At 47.5% G+C, this 18,480-nt stretch carries 14 protein-coding genes and 1 pseudogene; 12 read left to right on the top strand and 3 right to left on the bottom strand.

Features of this window, described 5'->3' with window-relative positions; all coding sequences use genetic code 11:
* The first annotated feature begins 1 nt into the window (after position 1).
* From PG915_RS11575 to nirD, 7 genes are all read left to right on the top strand, one after another.
* Positions 2–982 carry a glycosyl transferase family protein gene (locus tag PG915_RS11575; protein WP_353496667.1) on the top strand — a complete coding sequence of 327 codons (981 nt, stop codon included), beginning with the start codon at positions 2–4 and terminating at the stop codon, positions 980–982.
* 9 nt (positions 983–991) lie between these two features.
* A complete protein-coding gene (locus PG915_RS11570; RefSeq protein ID WP_353496666.1) occupies positions 992–1,564 on the top strand; it encodes an ANTAR domain-containing response regulator in 573 nt (190 codons plus the stop codon).
* Positions 1,565–1,878: 314 nt separating this feature from the next.
* Positions 1,879–3,279 carry a CmpA/NrtA family ABC transporter substrate-binding protein gene (locus tag PG915_RS11565; RefSeq protein ID WP_353496665.1) on the top strand — a complete coding sequence of 467 codons (1,401 nt, stop codon included), beginning with the start codon at positions 1,879–1,881 and terminating at the stop codon, positions 3,277–3,279.
* 61 nt (positions 3,280–3,340) lie between these two features.
* A complete protein-coding gene (locus PG915_RS11560) occupies positions 3,341–4,309 on the top strand; it encodes an ABC transporter permease (protein WP_353496664.1) in 969 nt (322 codons plus the stop codon).
* Between the two features lie 71 nt (positions 4,310–4,380).
* Positions 4,381–5,220, top strand: a complete 840-nt coding sequence (locus PG915_RS11555) for an ABC transporter ATP-binding protein (protein ID WP_353496663.1) — start codon at positions 4,381–4,383, stop codon at positions 5,218–5,220.
* Between the two features lie 11 nt (positions 5,221–5,231).
* A complete protein-coding gene (nirB, locus tag PG915_RS11550) occupies positions 5,232–7,727 on the top strand; it encodes a nitrite reductase large subunit NirB (protein WP_353496662.1) in 2,496 nt (831 codons plus the stop codon).
* Between the two features lie 2 nt (positions 7,728–7,729).
* A complete protein-coding gene (nirD, locus tag PG915_RS11545; protein WP_353496661.1) occupies positions 7,730–8,056 on the top strand; it encodes a nitrite reductase small subunit NirD in 327 nt (108 codons plus the stop codon).
* Between the two features lie 29 nt (positions 8,057–8,085).
* On the opposite strand, the gene PG915_RS11540 is transcribed toward nirD, so the two are convergent.
* Positions 8,086–8,343, bottom strand: a complete 258-nt coding sequence (locus tag PG915_RS11540) for a hypothetical protein (protein WP_353496660.1) — start codon at positions 8,341–8,343, stop codon at positions 8,086–8,088.
* Positions 8,344–8,582: 239 nt separating this feature from the next.
* Here PG915_RS11540 and PG915_RS11535 point away from each other — a divergent pair, with 239 nt between their 5' ends.
* The 4 genes from PG915_RS11535 to udp all read left to right on the top strand — a co-directional run bounded on the left by PG915_RS11535 (position 8,583) and on the right by udp (position 13,935).
* On the top strand, positions 8,583–8,999 hold the full coding sequence (locus tag PG915_RS11535) for a CBS domain-containing protein (protein ID WP_353496659.1): 417 nt from the start codon (positions 8,583–8,585) through the stop codon (positions 8,997–8,999).
* A 76-nt stretch (positions 9,000–9,075) separates the two neighbouring features.
* Positions 9,076–10,539, top strand: coding sequence for an MATE family efflux transporter (locus PG915_RS11530; protein WP_353496658.1), 1,464 nt, complete (start codon positions 9,076–9,078; stop codon positions 10,537–10,539).
* Between the two features lie 69 nt (positions 10,540–10,608).
* Positions 10,609–12,936 carry a zinc/cadmium/mercury/lead-transporting ATPase gene (locus PG915_RS11525; protein WP_353496657.1) on the top strand — a complete coding sequence of 776 codons (2,328 nt, stop codon included), beginning with the start codon at positions 10,609–10,611 and terminating at the stop codon, positions 12,934–12,936.
* A 237-nt stretch (positions 12,937–13,173) separates the two neighbouring features.
* On the top strand, positions 13,174–13,935 hold the full coding sequence (gene udp / locus PG915_RS11520; protein WP_353496656.1) for a uridine phosphorylase: 762 nt from the start codon (positions 13,174–13,176) through the stop codon (positions 13,933–13,935).
* 153 nt (positions 13,936–14,088) lie between these two features.
* Here udp and PG915_RS11515 read toward each other — a convergent pair whose 3' ends face one another.
* Together PG915_RS11515 and PG915_RS11510 are read right to left on the bottom strand one after the other, a co-directional pair.
* Entirely contained in the window at positions 14,089–15,609 is a 1,521-nt protein-coding gene (locus PG915_RS11515) for a diaminopimelate decarboxylase family protein (RefSeq protein ID WP_353496655.1), read from the bottom strand.
* A gap of 181 nt (positions 15,610–15,790) precedes the next feature.
* Positions 15,791–16,950 (bottom strand): annotated as a pseudogene (locus tag PG915_RS11510) (IS3 family transposase).
* A gap of 575 nt (positions 16,951–17,525) precedes the next feature.
* Between PG915_RS11510 and PG915_RS11505 the strand changes: the two are divergent.
* Positions 17,526–18,461, top strand: a complete 936-nt coding sequence (locus PG915_RS11505; protein WP_353496654.1) for a bifunctional enoyl-CoA hydratase/phosphate acetyltransferase — start codon at positions 17,526–17,528, stop codon at positions 18,459–18,461.
* Positions 18,462–18,480 lie beyond the last annotated feature (19 nt).

The raw sequence follows: 18,480 nt of genomic DNA, 5'->3' as shown, positions 1-18,480 counted from the left end.
TGTGTCGTTAATTCAAGAATGTATTCGCACGGTAGGCCGTGGTTCACGAGGTAGAGGTCCGCTTACGCAAACTCAGGCGTGCGAGGTCATGGCTGCGTTTATGGATGGTGAGGTCGGTGATGACCAAATGGCCATGCTGATGATGCTAATTCGCGTGAGAGATGAGACGCCGGAGGAAATCGCTGGCTTTGTACAGGCGCTTAAATCTTCATCAGAGAGCTTTGCTGATCTTGATTGGCCTTTGTATGCAGGAAAACGCACCGGCCAAACGTCAGGTTTACCTTGGCATTTGGTCGCAGCCAAGATATTGGCGGACAGTGGTGTGAGAATCTTGCTTCATGGCGATTTGGATAAAATGCATAATCGCTTGCACGCGAGAGACTTTTTAAACCAGCTTAATATCACCACTGCAAACAGTCTTGCGGATGCGCAGCAACGACTTGAGCAGTTCAACATCACTTATTTACCCCTTGAGAATTTTCTGCCGCAAGTTAAGACCATGCTTGATTGGAAGCATCGATATGGACTAAGAACGCCCGTCAACACCGTTGCTCGCGCTTTAAACCCAGCCAATGCGCCGTTTGCACTGCGCGGCAGTTTCCACCCAGGCTTTCAAGAGTTACACGCCAAAGTGGAATCGCTAGTACACCTACCCACGGCGCAAACTCAGCGAACCGTTTCTTTTAAAGGACAGTCGGGTGAGACCGAATATAACCCCAAGGTAAGTCAAACCATTTGGTGGGCAGAAAACGGCAAAGTGAACTCGAGTTACATTGAAGAGTGCATGACTCAGCAACGCGAGATTCCTTGTCCGTTGGGCACTCCTGAAGATGAGCAAGAACTGATGGCCAACTCCGTTATTAGTACGATGACTGTGGCGCTTTTTACCTTGTCGGCAGATTGGAACAAGGCTCAAACCAAAGCCCAGCGACTTTGGCATACATATTGCGATGGACTAACGAGTGAAGGAACACTATGTTAGGGAAATCGTATGCCAAAAACACCAGTCTTAGTTTGTTGCGATTCAATCGCCGAGCAGGCGCATATAAGCGCTAGACTTGCCAGAGACTTTGATAAAATCATGGGCTGCCAGCTATCTCAGCTGGAGTCCATGCTCGAAAAAGAGCCCTCAGCCACCCTTGTTATTTCTTGGCAGCAGCCTTGTGCAGAACTGTCGCTGATCATTGAGGTTGCCAAGCAACTACAGCGTCCACTTCTTGTAATCCTAAAACAGCTTAATAACAATGATATCAACCGCTTACCTGCAAGTAATGACTATGTTTTGCTACCTCATGATTCTCAATTCGAGCTCAACGCCTGGGTGATTCACGCCAGACAAGTGCGAGATAAATCGATTCAAGATGATCAAAAAATCGCAGCATTAAACTTGAAGCTCGAAGAGCGAAAAGTTGTCGAAAAAGCCAAAGGTCTGCTGATGAAGTATCACCATCTTGACGAGCAAACGGCGTTTGCTGCGCTTCGAAAATCGGCTATGCAGTCGAGCCTATCGCTTAACCAAGTTGCAAAGAACCTGATCAACACGTTGGAATCCATCCATCTTTAACTACCACTTTGGGGTTAATGATAATTCATTCAATTGGTGCAGGGTGCACACTGGAGAAGCAAAAGAAAGTCAGGATGGAGTCTGGATTTTATTAAGGTTATGATTTTATAGGAAAATTTAAATATGGCACGCATATTGAATTACTAATATTAACTACAATACCCCCGCCCTTAAGTGGGCAGCTCCTGAACTCATCAACGGCGGTGAATGGAAGGTTGGCGACGGCGTTACTGCTTACACATAGGCTCTATTGCTTATAGATGGCAGTAGCGCCTTTTTGGAAAAATTTTTAAGCATCACACGGAGATAGTGTTATGAAAACATGGACGCAACGAGCAAACAAAGTGGGTAAGACGTTTCATCGCGTCAGTACCGCGACTATTGCAACGGCAACGCTACTGGTTGGCACGTCGGCTTGGGCTGAGTTAGGTGAGCCGGAAATTGAGGAGCTCAAATTTGGCTTTATCAAACTGACTGACATGGCACCGCTAGCAGTCGCTTACGAAAAGGGCTTTTTCGAAGATGAAGGTCTCTACGTCACATTGGAAGCGCAGGCTAACTGGAAAGTCCTGCTAGACCGCGTCATCGATGGTGAGCTGGACGGCGCTCATATGCTAGCTGGTCAGCCGCTGGGCGCGACGATTGGTATCGGTACTCAGGCGGAGGTCATTACTGCATTTAGTATGGATCTCAATGGTAATGCCATCACCGTTTCCAATAACACTTGGGATGCGATGAAGCCGCACATTCCTAAGCAGGCCGATGGCAAACCTGTTCACCCAATTAAGGCGGACGCGCTAAAGCCTGTGGTTGAGGGTTACCTTGATGAAGGTAAGCCGTTCAACATGGGTATGGTTTTCCCCGTTTCAACGCACAACTATGAGCTGCGCTACTGGTTGGCAGCAGGGGGAATTCACCCAGGTTACTATTCACCAAAATCAGGTGATAACAGTGGCCAAGTAGACGCAGATGTACTACTTAGCGTGACACCGCCGCCTCAAATGCCAGCCACAATGGAAGCGGGTACGATTGAAGGCTATTGCGTAGGCGAACCGTGGAATCAGCAAGCGGTATTTAAGGGCATTGGCGTTCCTGTGGTGACAGACTACGAGATTTGGAAAAACAACCCTGAGAAAGTGTTTGGTGTATCGAAGTCTTGGGCTGAGGAAAACCCAAATACTCATATCCGCGTTGTGAAAGCGCTTATCCGTGCTGCACATTGGTTGGATGAAAACAACAATGCCAACCGTCAAGAAGCAGTGAAAATGCTCTCGAAAAGTGCCTATGTTGGTGCTGATGCTGAAGTTATCGCCAACAGCATGACGGGCACGTTTGAGTATGAGAAAGGTGATAAGCGTGATGTGCCTGACTTTAACGTGTTCTTCCGTCATAACGCCACGTACCCATACTACAGTGATGCGATTTGGTACCTCACTCAGATGCGTCGTTGGGGACAGATTGCAGACTCGCAAGATGACCAATGGTACATGGATATCGCTAAAGAAGTTTACCGTCCAGATATCTATCAACAAGCGGCTGAGGCCTTAGTCGAAGATGGCGTGCTAACGTCGAAAGACTTCCCTGATTTCAAAAATGAAGATGGTTTCCGCGCCCCACAAACTCACTTTATCGACAACATCGTGTATGACGGTAGTAAGCCGAATGAGTACCTGAAAAAATTCTCTATCGGTCTGAAAGGTAACGATAAAGTTTAGACGCGAACGTCTATCACGAACGTTAAAGCGAGTAAGCCGAGAAAGCTAAGGAGTATAGGCGATGGCAACGAACGTAATTTCACTTAAGCCAAGCCGCGACATGGTGGTGAACCGCAGCCGAGTGCTGTTGTTCCCCCTCATTGGGATTTTGTGTTTCCTGATGATGTGGCATTTGGCAGCAAAACAAGTAGAGACGTCTTTAGGTACCTTACCGGGACCCGTTCAGACGTTTGAACAGTTCAAAAACTTAGCCGCAGAACACGTTGAGGAGCGTGATAAAGCGGTGGCGTTTGTTGAGCGTCAAGAAAAGCGCAACGCAGCCAAGCTGGCGAAAAATCCGGACGCGAAAGTGAAGATCCGCCCTTATACGGGGAAACCGACTTTCTTTGACCAGATTGGGACCTCACTTATCACTGTAGCAGGTGGGTTTATCTTAGCGTCAGTGATTGCGATTCCCCTTGGGATTGTGTTGGGTCTGAATCAAGGCGTGTATCAGGCATTTAACCCAATCATTCAGCTTTTAAAACCGGTGTCACCTTTGGCCTGGCTGCCTATTGTGACCATGGTCGTCAGTGCGACTTACGTGAGTGACGATCCTTTGTTTGCGAAATCTTTCGTTAACTCATTGATTACCGTTGCCTTGTGTAGCTTGTGGCCGACACTCATTAACACCGCTGTAGGTGTTACTAGCGTAGATAAAGATCTGCTCAACGTGAGTAAGGTGCTCAAGCTTTCTTGGTGGCAGCATATTCGCACTATCGTATTGCCTTCAGCGATTCCAATGATTTTTACAGGTCTTCGACTGTCACTCGGTATTGCTTGGATGGTGTTGATTGCAGCAGAGATGCTGGCGCAAAACCCAGGGCTTGGCAAGTTCGTGTGGGATGAGTTCCAAAATGGTAGCTCAGCGTCACTAGGCCGCATCATGGTCGCGGTGATCACCATCGGCTTTATCGGTTTATTGCTTGATCGTGGCATGTTGCTGCTGCAAAAGCATTTTTCTTGGAACAAACAACAATCGCTTCGCTAACTAGGCTCTGTTGTCATTCTGTTCTCATTGAGAAGAAATGGCGCCTTGATTATCGAATAAGGAAGTTAACGATGTCGAAACCTTTACTTGACTTAACCCAGCTAGGAATGCGGTTCCCTACGCCACAAGGGGAGTTTGTGGCACTAAAGAACGTCAATTTACAAATCCAAAAAGGGGAGTTTATCTCGCTAATTGGTCACTCAGGCTGCGGTAAGTCTACAGTACTGAACTTGGTCGCGGGTCTGCATTTTCCCACCGATGGTGGCGTGATTGTCGATGGCCGTGAAGTGGATGGCCCAGGCCCCGAACGAGCGGTAGTGTTCCAAAATCACTCGTTACTGCCTTGGCTTTCCGTGTATGAAAACATTGAACTTGCAGTAAAGCAGGTCGCGAAGGGCAAAGATAAAGCTTGGGTGAAAGAGCAGGTTCATCATTATCTCGACCTGGTTGAAATGGCTCACGCGGCCGACAAGAGGCCAGATGAAATTTCCGGCGGTATGAAGCAGCGCGTTGGTATTGCCCGCGCTCTAGCATTAAAACCAAAAGTCTTATTGATGGATGAACCGTTTGGCGCACTCGATGCGTTGACTCGTGCCAAGTTGCAAGATGCGCTAATGGCGATTCAGGCGGAGCTCAATAATACCGTCATCATGATTACTCACGATGTGGACGAAGCCGTGCTTCTCTCCGACAAGATAGTGATGATGACCAATGGACCCGCAGCGACGATTGGTGAAGTTTTAGATATCGAACTGGAACGTCCTAGAAATCGCGTAGCGATGGCCGACAACCCGCAATATCAAAAGTACCGCCAAGCCGTACTGACCTTCCTATATGAGAAGCAAGCCAAAAACGAATTGTCAGCAACGGCAGAAATCAGCAAGCAGCAAGACGCGAAGAAAAGCGCATAGGGAGACGAGATATGGAACATATCGTTGTGGTCGGTAATGGCATGGTTGGGCATCATTTCATCGCTCATCTCATTAGCCTGCAAGGACATTTAAATTATCGAATTACGGTGATTGGCGAGGAGCGTTATGCTGCCTATGACCGTGTTCAGCTTTCATCGCTGTTTTCTGGTAACTCGCATGACTCTCTGATGCTAGGAGACGAAGAGTGGTACAAAAAATATGGCGTTGAGCTAGTACTCGGCAGCCGTGTCACCAGCGTTGATAAACAAAGTAAGCGCATCACTCTAGATGACGAGGACATTCTTGGTTATGACCACTTGGTCTTAGCGACGGGCTCTTATCCGTTTGTGCCGCCAATTGAAGGCAAAGATCGCGACAACGTATTTGTATATAGAACCTTGGATGACCTCTCTGCGATTCGTAAAGCGTGTGAGGGAGCGAAAACGGGTGCGGTTATCGGCGGTGGTTTGCTGGGTCTTGAGGCGGCCAATGCCTTGAAGCTTCTTGGGCTTGAAACTCACGTTGTAGAGTTTGCGCCTAGATTAATGCCAGTGCAGCTTGATGATGGTGCTGGCGGTCTGTTGAAGAGCAAAATTGAAGATCTCGGGCTCAAGGTACACACCTCAACCGGTACCGATAAGATCTGTGATGGTGAAACCGCTTATCACCGTATGGTGTTTAAAGATGCTGAGCCATTGGATGTGGATGTAGTGGTGTTTTCCGCCGGTATTCGTCCCCAAGATGCACTCGCAAGAGAGGCGAGTTTAGATATTGGTGAGCGTGGTGGCATTGTGATTAACGATCATTGCCAAACCAGTGATGAGGCTATTTACGCAATCGGTGAATGTGCCCTTTGGCAAAATCGTATCTTTGGACTAGTGGCACCAGGTTATGCCATGGCGCGCGCAGTCGCAGACCAGCTTATGGGTAAGGTGGCGACGTTTGAAGGTGCGGACATGAGCACCAAGCTTAAACTACTAGGGGTTGATGTCGCATCAATTGGTGACGCGCAAATGCAAACTCCCGGGGCAAAAGAGATGGTGCTGCAAGACGCCGCTCAAGGCACTTATAAAAAGCTCATCGTTGATGAAAGCAGTAGCCGTTTGCTAGGCGCAATTCTAGTTGGAGATACCACCGACTACGATTTGCTCTTACAAGCGTATCTCAATGAGAAAACCCTACCTGAGCATCCAGCGGAGCTGCTGTTTGATACCAGTTCATTGTCTGGCGGTGCAAGTGCCTCAACCATGATCTGTTCTTGTCACAATGTAACCCGTGGGGATTTGGTCGAAGCTATTCATGCTGGTGCTCATGATCTCGCGACGTTAAAAGATGAAACTAAGGCTGGAACTGGCTGTGGCGGCTGCGCCAACATGGTGAAGAGCGTTCTTGATGAAGAGCTGGTGGCGATGGGACAAGAGGTCAATAACCATCTTTGTGAACACTTTGAATTTTCAAGACAAGAGCTGTTCCACATCTGCCAAGTGGATTCCATTAAGAGCTTTGATGAACTGATTGAAAAGCATGGTAAAGGTAAAGGCTGTGACATTTGTAAACCTACAGCGGCTTCTGTGTTTGCCTCACTGTGGAATGAACATGTTTTGGAAGGCTCACATCGTGGGTTGCAAGACTCAAACGATCTGTTTCTCGCGAATTTACAAAAAGATGGCTCTTATTCAGTCGTTCCACGCGTCCCTGGTGGTGAAATTACCCCTGAAAAATTGATCGTGCTGGGTGAGGTGGCGCAGAAGTTCGATCTCTACACCAAAATTACCGGTGGCCAGCGAGTGGACTTGTTTGGTGCTCAGGTCGAGCAACTTCCGCAAATTTGGGACACATTGATCTCTGCAGGCTTTGAAACCGGCCACGCTTACGGTAAGTCGCTGCGCACTGTGAAATCGTGTGTGGGCTCGACGTGGTGTCGTTATGGCGTCGACGATTCAGTGGGTCTCGCTATCGATCTTGAAAATCGCTACAAGGGTCTTCGAGCTCCGCATAAGATCAAGTTTGCGGTGTCAGGTTGTACACGTGAATGTGCCGAGGCACAAAGCAAAGATATTGGTGTGATCGCCACCGAAAATGGTTGGAACTTGTATGTTTGTGGCAATGGCGGGATGCGTCCACGCCATGCAGATTTACTTGCGTCTGATCTAACGACAGAACAGTTGGTCACTTTGATCGACAGGGTGTTGATGTTCTACGTTAAGACCGGCGAACGCTTGCAGCGTACTTCGGTTTGGATGGAAAGCCTAGAAGGTGGTCTCGAGTATCTCAAACAAGTGGTGATTGAAGACTCACTTGGTATCAATGCTCAGCTTGAAAAGCAAATGCAACACATTGTGGACACATACCAGTGTGAATGGAAAACAGCGATTGAATCTGAAGAGAAGCGTGCCAAGTTTATGCCATTTATCAACAGTGACCAACAAAGTACCGACCTTGGCTATCAGCGTGTTCGAGGCCAGAGGATCCCTGTTACCATCGTTGACCCGCAGTTGGAGGATTAATTATGTGGAATAAGATTTGTGATGTTGCTGATTTGACGCCATACCAAGGGCGCGGCGCACTGGTCGGGGAAACTCAACTTGCTCTGTTTTATTTACCGGAAACGGAACAGGCGGTGTATGCCATTGATAATTGGGATCCTTTGGGTGAGGCATTTGTGCTAAGTCGTGGGATTGTGGGAGACATAGGTGGCAGAGATTGCGTTGCTTCCCCATTGTACAAGCAGCATTTCGATTTAACCTCTGGCGAGTGTGTCGAAGACCCTAATATCTCGGTGAAAACGTGGCCTGTCGAAATACGTGGTGAGGAAGTCTGGGTGATGTCAGCGTAACTTACGCTTTGCTTATAATGAGGGTGAGATTATTTCACTCTCATAAGCTGGTGAGTGGTTTCACCGAGCTCAACAACGAGTACTTGCGAACGCTTCATTGTCTCGACCTTGTCGAGCATAGTTTTCGGGTAGCCGCGGCTTTTCATCCAAGATAACGGACTTGAAAACTGATCCTCATTGACCACAAAGGATTGGTCTTTAAGAAACGATTCTGAGATGTGAACCACCCAAATACGTGAGCGAAATTCAACAGCATCGGATAAAGATTGAAGCAGCTTTTTGAACATGATGGCGCCAGTAACGGAAAATCTAATTCACGGGATTGTTACAAAATTCTTATCGATAAGATAGGCAAAATCGAAAAAACCGTCTTACGCTTAAAAATATCAATGCAGTGGAATCAAGGAGTTTCCGCTGTAATAGGAATTCACTATCGATAGTATCGATAAGTCCCATTTCTACCTTGTGACGGATTGCACCAGAATGAACGTACAAGGTTTGATTATCGGGAAGTAAGGAGAGTGCTATGGAGTCGCTAAAAGTAAAAGATTATATGACGCAAAGAACGGTCACGTTCACGGAAGACATGTCGCTCAGTGCAGCACTCGACAAAGTGATGCAATCGACCCATTTAGGCGGGCCTGTTATTGATGAAAGAGAGCAGGTGATTGGTTTTATTTCTGAGCAAGATTTGCTCGAGAAGTTAGTAAAAGTGAGTTATCACTGTCAGGACACGCACACGGTAGGGGACTGTATGTACCGTGAGGTATTGTCTGTCGCTCCGGATACCTCCATTATCGAACTGGCTGATATGATGAAAGTGGGTAAGCCGAAAATGTATCCTGTTATCGATAACGGTCGTTTGGTCGGTGTGATTACCCGTCGTGATGTGCTGCGTGCTATTGGTAAAACCATTGAAGCATGCTTCAAACATCCAGTATAAACTAGCTATTATTCGAAACGGGCGCTGCGGCGCCCTTTGTTGTTTGTAGAGCGTCTGTAGACAGAAAGGGAATTCAATGGCTGAACAATCTGCCAAGTTTGTTGAAGGATCAACGATGCGCCACATTTTGGTGATGTCTGGAACATCGACTGTGGGCATCATGGCGATTTTCATTGTCGACTTACTCGACATGCTGTTTATCAGTATGCTCGGACAAGCAGAACTCGCCGCCGCGGTGGGCTTTGCGGGCACTCTCACTTTCTTTGCTACGTCGGTCAGTATCGGTACATCCATTGCAATGGGTGCATTGATGTCCAAGGCCATTGGCGCTAAGAACATCAGCTATGCGCGAGAAATTGGCAGTAGTGTCTTAGTGATTTCCTTCGTTATTAGTGCCTTGGTGACCGCGCTGATGTGCGCGTACATACCGGAGCTTCTCACTGCCATTGGGGCGGAAGGTCGAGCGCATGAGCGTGCAGAAGCCTACTTGTGGATTTTGCTTCCTAGTACCCCACTCATTGCCCTTGGGATGGCGAGTGGCGCTGGGCTTCGTGCCGCTGGTGATGCAAAGCGTTCGATGTGGGCAACGCTCGCGGGTGGTATTGTTAATGCCATACTCGACCCGTTGTTTATCTTCGGCTTCAACTGGAATGTAGAGGGAGCCGCGGCGGCTTCTGTAGTGGCTCGATTTGCTGTGTTCTATTTCTCATTTATGCCGCTCATCAAAGTACACCAGCTGCTTTCTAGACCAACCTTTGATTCCGTGAAGCGCGATACTAAGGTCATGCTAGCCATTGCTCTACCTGCGATTGTCACTAATACCGCGACGCCAATTGGTAATGCTATTGTTACCACAGCGATCGCTCAATATGGTGAAGATTATGTGGCTGGTTTTGCGGTTATTGGCCGTATTATTCCAGTGTGTTTTGCGTTTATTTTTGCGTTGTCTGGGGCGGTTGGCCCTATTGTCGGCCAAAACTTTGGTGCTGCACGAATTGATAGGGTTGAAGAGACATTAAAGAACTCGTTAATTGTCACTACGTTCTACACGCTGGTGGTTTGCTTGTTGCTCTATTTAGTTCAAGACCCGTTAATAGCGGTGTTTTCATTGACCGGCGATGCGGCGCATGTTGTTGCGGCGTTTGCTACCTATGTGGCGATCACCTTCGTGTTTAATGGCGTGCTGTTTGTTGCCAATACATCATTTAATAATCTTGGGAAGCCGCTTTACTCGACAGCGCTCAATTTGGGAAAAGCGACCGCCGGTACCTTGCCATTTGTCTACTTTGGCTCACTGTGGTTTGGCGCCTTGGGGGTTTTGTATGGTCAAGCCGTAGGCAACATTGTGTTTGGTGTGCTTGGTTACATTGTGCTGCGTTTCCATATTGCCGAGCTTCATAAAACTGGAGAGTGCACACAAACCAAAGACCCAAGTATCGTTAGTGTCAATTCACAGCCTTTCTGCTCCCATGATCCTGTGATGATCGAAGAAGTATCAAAAATCGACAAGCAGCTCGAATCACCAACACTTTCTGGTTAATTTGTTCTTGACCTTGGAGCTAGCTCCAAGGTTTACACTTGGGATCAAGGATATGAAAAGGAGAGTCCCATGTGTAACAAACATAAAGCGTGCAGTACGCAAAAAATCAATGCTATTCGTCCTGTAAGTGACGCTTGTGATGCAGCCAAAATCACCCAAGTTTCCACTATCGCTGCGAGTCCGGATGAAGGCTGCCAGTCTGGCGACAGTTGCTGCAGCGCGGAACCTGAAGAGCCTGCTGCCTCCAGTGGCCAACCCTCAACCGAATCCACTGGACTGCTAAAGTCCTGGAAAGTCGCCGGCATGGATTGCCCCGCTTGTGCGCGAAAAGTGGAAACTGCAACCAGTCGAATCCAAGGCGTTGTTAATTCAAAAGTGATGTTTGCTACCGAAAAATTGGTGGTGAGAGTCAATGATGCTGCGCTATTTTCACAAGTCGAAGCCGCTGTTGCCGATGCCGGATTTACCCTCAATGCATTAGATGGCAGCACGGTTAATAACAACGGTGACGCTGAGCTGACAGGCTGGAAAAAGACTTTTAAAGACAACGCACATATCCTTGCGATATCCACAGGTATGGTTATCGCCGCTGCCTTTAAAGGGACTTATCCTGTTATCAGTGAGTGGCTTTTTATTCTGACTTGTATCCTTGGTCTTATGCCTATTGGCGCCAAAGCTATTAAGCTTGCTAAATCGGGTACGCCTTTTGCCATTGAAACTCTGATGAGTGTGGCGGCGATTGGTGCACTTTATCTCGGTGAAACGGTTGAAGCGGCGATGGTGCTGTTGCTGTTTTTGATTGGCGAGCGCCTTGAAGCGTTCGCTGCTTCACGAGCAAGAAGCGGCGTTCAAGCGCTAATGTCGCTAGTACCAGAAGAAGCCACGGTCATTGTTGACAACACTCGTCAAAAGAAAAGTGCCGCTTTGCTCGAGCCTGGCGATATTATTGAAGTCGCGCCGGGCGATAGAATGCCCGCTGATGGTGAACTTCTCAGTGCCAATGCAAGCTTTGATGAAAGTGCACTTACCGGTGAATCTGTTCCCGTTGAGCGTATGGTTGGTGACACGGTCATGGCAGGTGCAGTGTTGGCTGATAAAGTCGTGTGCCTAAAAGTGACATCAAAGCAAGGTGAGAACGCGATTGATCGCATCTTACACCTTATTGAAGAAGCCGAGTCACGCCGAGCGCCGATCGAGCGTTTTCTCGATAAATTTAGCCGCTGGTATACCCCGCTTATGATGTTAGTGTCTTTGCTGGTTATTATTACGCCGCCACTTCTGTTTGCTCAGCCTTGGGAAACCTGGGTCTATCGAGGCCTTGCGCTGTTATTGATTGCTTGTCCTTGTGCTCTCGTTATTTCTACACCAGCCGCGATTACTTCTGGGCTAGCTGCGGCGACAAGACGTGGTGCACTCATTAAAGGCGGGGCGGCGCTTGAGCAGCTTGGCAACATTGAATCCGTTGCGTTTGATAAAACGGGCACCCTAACGCTAGGCAAACCGCAAGTGACGGATGTGATTGTCAGTGGTTCATTGTCTGAAGACGAGCTACTATCAGCGGCAGCGTCTATTGAGCAGGGTTCTAACCATCCACTCGCAACCTCGTTAGTGCGCTATGTAGAAAGTAAAGGTGTGTCGATTTTGCCTGCCTCAGAGCAAAAAGCGCTGGTTGGTGTGGGTGTTGAAGGCATGTTAGAAGATGTGAAGTGGATACTTTCTGCCCCCTCCAAGCTTGAGGTGTCAATTTCTAGCGAAGCTCTAGAGCGAATTGCAGCACTTGAGGATCAAGGTAAAACCGTCGTGGTAGCACTTTGTGAAACCGAGCAGGGGATGGCGCTGCAGGGTCTGATTGCGTGGCAAGATGAAATTAGGCCAGATACTGCTGAGGCAGTGGCAAAACTGTCCAAACTTGGTATCCGAACTATCATGCTGACCGGGGATAATGAACGCAGCGCCGCATCCATCGCTTCTCCTCTTGGGATGGATTATAAAGCGCGATTGTTGCCTGCGGACAAAGTGAGTTATGTGAATGAACTGGCAAGCCAGCATCGAGTGGCGATGGTGGGAGATGGTATTAATGACGCTCCGGCAATGAAAGCGGCCAATATTGGGGTTGCGATGGGAGGCGGTACTGATGTCGCGCTTGAAACCGCCGATGCAGCTCTGACCCACAACCGTTTAACTGAGCTACCAGCGATGATCGAACTCTCACGTGCAACGCTCAACAACATCAAACAGAACGTCGCCCTTGCGCTTGGTCTCAAAGGGGTGTTTCTTGTCACGAGCTTGCTGGGTATTACTGGGCTTTGGGTCGCCGTACTAGCCGATAGTGGCGCGACGGCGATTGTGACCTTGAATGCGCTAAGACTGCTTCGTCATAAATCCTCGTTGGATTAGTCTCGACTAGTATGGCGATAGCCGCTCAGGGACTTAACGTTTATGAGCGGCTTTTTTGTGAGCTGAAAAACTGAATTTGTGCAATATCAGAGCAAATTCGACAATAAAGTGTGATGCAAACCGATTTAATGTGAAATGTTGCGTCTGTTGCATTAAATAAGTGTGATCCGTGTACGTTTATTGGTGACACTATCTTATAAGCTTAAACCCATACCCAAGAGACAAAAGGAGTCCCCCATGTCCCAAGCTGTTTTCCATCTCGGAGTAAATAAAGAAGATCTACAAGGCGCAACACTTGCCATTATTCCAGGTGACCCAGCTCGAGTTCAGAAGATCGCTGAGTTGATGGATGAGCCAGAGTTTTTGGCAAGCCAACGTGAGTACACTGTGTATCGTGCAAAATTAGACGGTAAGCCAGTGGTGGTTTGCTCGACAGGTATCGGTGGTCCGTCAACCTCTATCGCTGTAGAAGAGCTAGCGCAACTTGGCGTGCGTACCTTCTTGCGTGTTGGTACCACAGGTGCGATTCAATCACATGTGAATGTGGGCGATATGATTGTGACCACAGGCTCTGTTCGCCTTGATGGTGCAAGCCTACACTTCGCGCCAATGGAGTTCCCAGCGGTTGCGGATTTCGATGTAGCAACGGCAATGAAAGAAGCTGCGATTGAAGCAGGTGCAACAGTGCACACTGGTGTGACAGCATCGAGCGATACGTTCTACCCAGGCCAAGAGCGCTATGATACGTTCTCGGGTCGTGTAGTACGTCGTTTCCAAGGTTCTATGGAAGAGTGGCAACGAATGGGTGTGCTTAACTTTGAAATGGAATCAGCCACGCTACTAACAATGTGTGCAAGTTCAGGTCTACGAGCTGGCTGTGTTGCGGGCGTTATCATCAACCGTACACAGAAAGAGACACCGGATCACGATACGTTGAAACAAGCAGAGACGCGTTCTATTCGCGTTGTTGTGGAAGCGGCGCGCAAGCTACTTAATTAACGGTTATCGCGGTTAGAAAGTGAGATTATAGAAAAGCGGAGCAGGAAACTGCTCCGCTTTTTTGTTACTTGTCTATTGGTAACATTATCTGGGCAACAGATACGAAAAAGCCTCTCAATTGAGAGGCTTTTGTCCGTCCAGAAGACTTAAGAATTAAGCTTTACGCTGCTTCTCAAGTTCTGCTTTTGCTTTTTTGAAACGCTCTGGAAGGATTTGCGTAGCAAATACGTCTTCAACCGTTTCAGCGCGCTTGATTAGTTCAGCTTCGCCGTCTTTAACTAGTACAGTTGCAGGACGTGGTAGAGAGTTGAACTGGCTCGCTTGAGATTCTGCGTAGTGACCTACATCCATGATAGCTAGAACGTCTTTTGGCTCTAGAGCTGGCATGCGTGCACCGCTTTCCCAGATAGATGGGATACAGATTGGACCCGCTACTTCAGTCGTCTTCTCTTGAAGAGGCTGAGTCATCTTGTTAGCCGGTAGAACTGGGTTCTTAGACTCTTGAGACTCTACTAGCGTTGCTAGGTACGTAGATGCGTCAACCATTGTGTAGGTGTAGTCCATCTCTTGGTCATCTTTCACTACGTATACAGACGTTAGTAGCGTACCGATGTTACCTGCGATGTAACGACCTGGTTCTAGCCATAGTTGTGGGATCTCGAAGCCTTCTTTGTTGAATTCTTCTAGCATGCCTTTACATACGATAGCAGCGTAGTCTTCGATTGTGTTGCGGTTCATCATGTGTTCAACGCTACGACACTCTGGCTCACGCTCACGTGGCCAACCGCCGCCAAGGTCGATTTGGAATGGTTGAACGCCACACTCACGAGAGATCTCGATAACGTTGCGTGCGTACTCACGGTATAGCGCATCCCAACCTTCAGGTTGCTTAGAGAAACGACCTAGGTGAGTGTGGAAACCGTAGAATTCGAATGCATCGATTTCTTTAACGCGGTTAACGATTTTCTTCGCTTCTTCTTTTAGTAGACCGAACTTGATCCATTTCATCGCGCCGATGAAGTTAGGGAATGGGTATGCATCTGGTTCGAAGTCGTTGAAGAAATCTTCTGGGATAACTTTCAGACGTACAGCGATGCGTACTTTTTCTTTTGGCTTAACTTCTGCCGCAATACGCTCTACGATTTCAATTTCTTCGTAAGAGTCTAGGTGGATTGCGTAGCCGTACTCAATTGCTTTACGGATAGCTAGCTCAGGCTTAACGGTACCGTTTAGTGCGATAGTTTTTGGATCCGCACCTGCGATGTGAGTTGCTTCAACTTCACCAGGACCGAAACAGTCGCCACCAACGCCTTCTTCGTTACAGATAGCGCGAACAGCGTAGTTAGTGTTTGATTTGATTGCGAACATTACGTTCACAGGCTTAGGCCAGTTTGAACCGAATGCATTCTTAACGCGACGTAGGTTGCCACGTAGAGTGTCTTCGCTCAGTACGAATAGCGGGCTGCCGTATTGTTCAATTAGATCAGTTGCTTTGCAGCCACCGATGTATAGGTCATCACCTTTAGTGCTTAGTTCATCTGTTGGAGTAAGCAGGTTTTGTAGGCGTTCAGCGTAGTTTTGGCTCGCTTTGTGCTCAGCAAGAAGTTGCTTTTGCTCTTCAAGTACAGTGTTTAGGTTATTTACACTTTCTTCTAGGCGATTTTGGATTGTCATCGTCGACCCTTACTTAATAGTAGTCAATGGTGTATCTACTTTGTGATTCAGAAACTTAAACTTCTCAATCACGTTGATTAGCTGAGGCAAGTATAGGGTATGGTCATGAATCGGGGCACTTCACTCAGCGTCAAAAAAACTTACTCTAGCGTTACTACTACACTTTACAAATGTGTAGTGGTCAACAAATTCCGGACACTAACTTAAGCCGATTTTCGGCAGTAACTGGCGATAGCCCATCATTTGCTTGATGAGGCCGTTGCCTATTGTAGTAATCCATCAAGTAATAGCTGATATCCTTCTTTGCCTGAGTTTGGGTCAGGTATCCAGTAGCTGGTATCCATTCGGTTTTTAAGCTTCTAAATAGCCTCTCCATAGGAGCATTATCCCAGCAGTTACCTCGACGACTCATGCTCTGAGTTATGCGATATCGCCAAAGCCTTTGACGGTATTTAAGGCTACTGTATTGGCTTCCTTGGTCTGAGTGGAACATCACGTTGCTAGGCCGTCCTCGTTGTTCCCAAGCCATATCCAAAGCTTTGCAAGTCAACTCTGCGTTGGGTTTGTCTGATAGCGCCCAACCCACTACTCTGCGACTAAATAAGTCGAGTACAACAGCCAGATAACTCCACTTTGAACCGGATCAGATGTAAGTAATATCGCCACACCAAACGTCATTTGGAGTGGAAACTGAGAACTCACGCTTCAATCGATTGGGGATATCTGGTCGCTCTAGCTTAGCTTGCTTATAGCGATGCGAGCCTGGTTGTTTGCTCATCAGCCCGGCTTCTTGCATAAGCTTGCGTACTTTGAAGCGTCCGACATCGAAGCCTTCAGACTGCAGCATAGAAGCAAGAGTCCGACTTCCGGCAGAGCCACGACTCATGTTAAAGAGCTGCTTAACTCGGCTGACTAACCGAATACGATTGGCATCCGGCTTTCGTTGTTTAAACTCGTAGTAGCAGGAAGAAGCTACATCGAACAGCTCACAAAGAACTTTGACCGGTTCATGCTCCCTCAACTGGTCAATTAGCGAGAACGTTCGAGTTCGTCCGACATTAAGAGAGCTGTGGCCTTTTTTAGTATGGATTTTTCTCTTTCCAAGCGATTAATCCTAGCTTCTAACTCTTGGATCTTCTGCTGTTCTGGCGTTAGAGCTTTAACCGCTGGCGTTTCTCCGCCGCGCTCAATCTTTAGTTGATCTACCCAGCGTCGTAAGGCCGTATCGCCGATATCTAAGGATCGTGCCGCCTCAGATATTGAGTAACCTTGATCAAGAACCAAGCTTGCGGCATCTACTTTGAACTCAGGAGAAAATGTACGTCGTTGTCGTTTTGTCATTGAACACCTCATTTACGGTGGAGACTTTACCACCTAATTTGGTGTCCGGGATCATTAAACCACTACAATGTGCCATTAACATTCATTCACTGAATGAGTGGTTTGAGCATAGGCAACTCGATGGCCTTTAATCGTAAATAGCGAATAGATAATTGCTGTGAATTTATCGCTGATATTCGCAGTGTTACTCAACTTTATATAGGTAACTTACCTAGTATAAAGGGTGTGTTACCTAAGCTCTGCCTTGTTACGTTTTGCCTTTCTCTTGTCAAATTGACAGCCAAATCTAAGCAAATTTGTGATCACGATCTGCTCCCATAGCTACTGGTGATATGAATGCTTATGAATCATTCATGGTCAAATAGTTGTTACCGTAAATCGGTCAAAAAAACTGACACTGAGTGACGTTAATTCCGATAATACCTACGATAAATTCAACCCATCCTTTCACGAGGGTCCAACAAAATAATTCGCTTCTATTGCTCCACAATGACGAATTGTTTTTAGAGATAAGTGTTTATCGATAATAGAAAGAGGGCGAGTGGCTCTCTTCTTAAATAAAAGGTATCGCCCCTATGTACAATAAAGACTTCTTTATTCAGCAAGCTAAAAAGTTCGGTAAGAAGCAACGCATGGTTGTTGCAGCGGCGCACGATGATGCAACGCTAGACGCAGCAAACAACGCATTCCAAGAAGGAATGGCTGACGTGATTCTTGTTGGTGAGCGTGCGCTAATCAACGAAGCAGCAGCAAAAGCTAACGTTGATCTAGCGAACTTCGACATTATCGAAGCTGATGGTCTAGAAGCAATCGCTACTGCAGCGGTATCTGCAATCGCAGAAGGTAAAGGCGACCTACTAATGAAGGGTCTAATCGACACTTCAGTTCTACTAAAGGAAGTGCTTAAGAAAGAGCACGGTCTACGTACTGGTAACGTTCTTAGCCACGCAGGCGTTCTATTTAAAGAAGGCGGCGACAGCTTCCACGTATTCACTGACGCAGCAATGAACATCATGCCAACGCTTGAGCAAAAAGCGGGCATCATCAAGAACGCAGTGAGCCTTGCACACTCTGTAGGCATCCAAGAGCCTAAAGTAGCTAACCTGTGTGCGAAAGAGAAGCCATACGACAAAATGCCAGCGACTATGGACGCGGCAGAGCTTCAAAAAATGAACCAAAACGGTGAAATCGAAGGTTGTATCGTTTCTGGTCCTATCTCTCTAGATATCGCGGTATCTCAGTACGCTGCAAACCTTAAAGGTTACGAGTCTCCAGTAGCGGGCAACGCAGATATCCTAATGGTTCCAAACATCGAAGTAGGCAACGTATTTGCTAAAGCACTTCAGTACATGGCTGGTTTCAGCATGGCGGGTGTTCTACTTGGTGCACGTATTCCTGTTGTTCTAGTTTCTCGCGCTGACGGCGAAGCTGAGAAGACAGTATCTATCGCGCTTGCATGTTCTGTCGCGGCGATGAGCCAGCAGAAAGAAGCAGCAGACGCGTCTGCTTAATTATAACTAGCAATAACTT

The organism is Vibrio sp. CB1-14 (assembly GCF_040412085.2).
Lineage (GTDB): Bacteria > Pseudomonadota > Gammaproteobacteria > Enterobacterales > Vibrionaceae > Vibrio > Vibrio chaetopteri.
Note: the sequence above shows the minus strand (reverse complement) of the source record. Positions and strands in the feature narration are given on the sequence as shown.

Coding starts and splice junctions, on each gene's coding strand:
- PG915_RS11570 (WP_353496666.1), top strand. CDS start 992: ATGCCAAAAACACCAGTCTTAGTTTGTTGCGATTCAATCGCCGAGCAG.
- PG915_RS11565 (WP_353496665.1), top strand. CDS start 1,879: ATGAAAACATGGACGCAACGAGCAAACAAAGTGGGTAAGACGTTTCAT.
- PG915_RS11560 (WP_353496664.1), top strand. CDS start 3,341: ATGGCAACGAACGTAATTTCACTTAAGCCAAGCCGCGACATGGTGGTG.
- PG915_RS11555 (WP_353496663.1), top strand. CDS start 4,381: ATGTCGAAACCTTTACTTGACTTAACCCAGCTAGGAATGCGGTTCCCT.
- nirB (WP_353496662.1), top strand. CDS start 5,232: ATGGAACATATCGTTGTGGTCGGTAATGGCATGGTTGGGCATCATTTC.
- nirD (WP_353496661.1), top strand. CDS start 7,730: ATGTGGAATAAGATTTGTGATGTTGCTGATTTGACGCCATACCAAGGG.
- PG915_RS11540 (WP_353496660.1), bottom strand. CDS start 8,343: ATGTTCAAAAAGCTGCTTCAATCTTTATCCGATGCTGTTGAATTTCGC.
- PG915_RS11535 (WP_353496659.1), top strand. CDS start 8,583: ATGGAGTCGCTAAAAGTAAAAGATTATATGACGCAAAGAACGGTCACG.
- PG915_RS11530 (WP_353496658.1), top strand. CDS start 9,076: ATGGCTGAACAATCTGCCAAGTTTGTTGAAGGATCAACGATGCGCCAC.
- PG915_RS11525 (WP_353496657.1), top strand. CDS start 10,609: ATGTGTAACAAACATAAAGCGTGCAGTACGCAAAAAATCAATGCTATT.
- udp (WP_353496656.1), top strand. CDS start 13,174: ATGTCCCAAGCTGTTTTCCATCTCGGAGTAAATAAAGAAGATCTACAA.
- PG915_RS11515 (WP_353496655.1), bottom strand. CDS start 15,609: ATGACAATCCAAAATCGCCTAGAAGAAAGTGTAAATAACCTAAACACT.
- PG915_RS11505 (WP_353496654.1), top strand. CDS start 17,526: ATGTACAATAAAGACTTCTTTATTCAGCAAGCTAAAAAGTTCGGTAAG.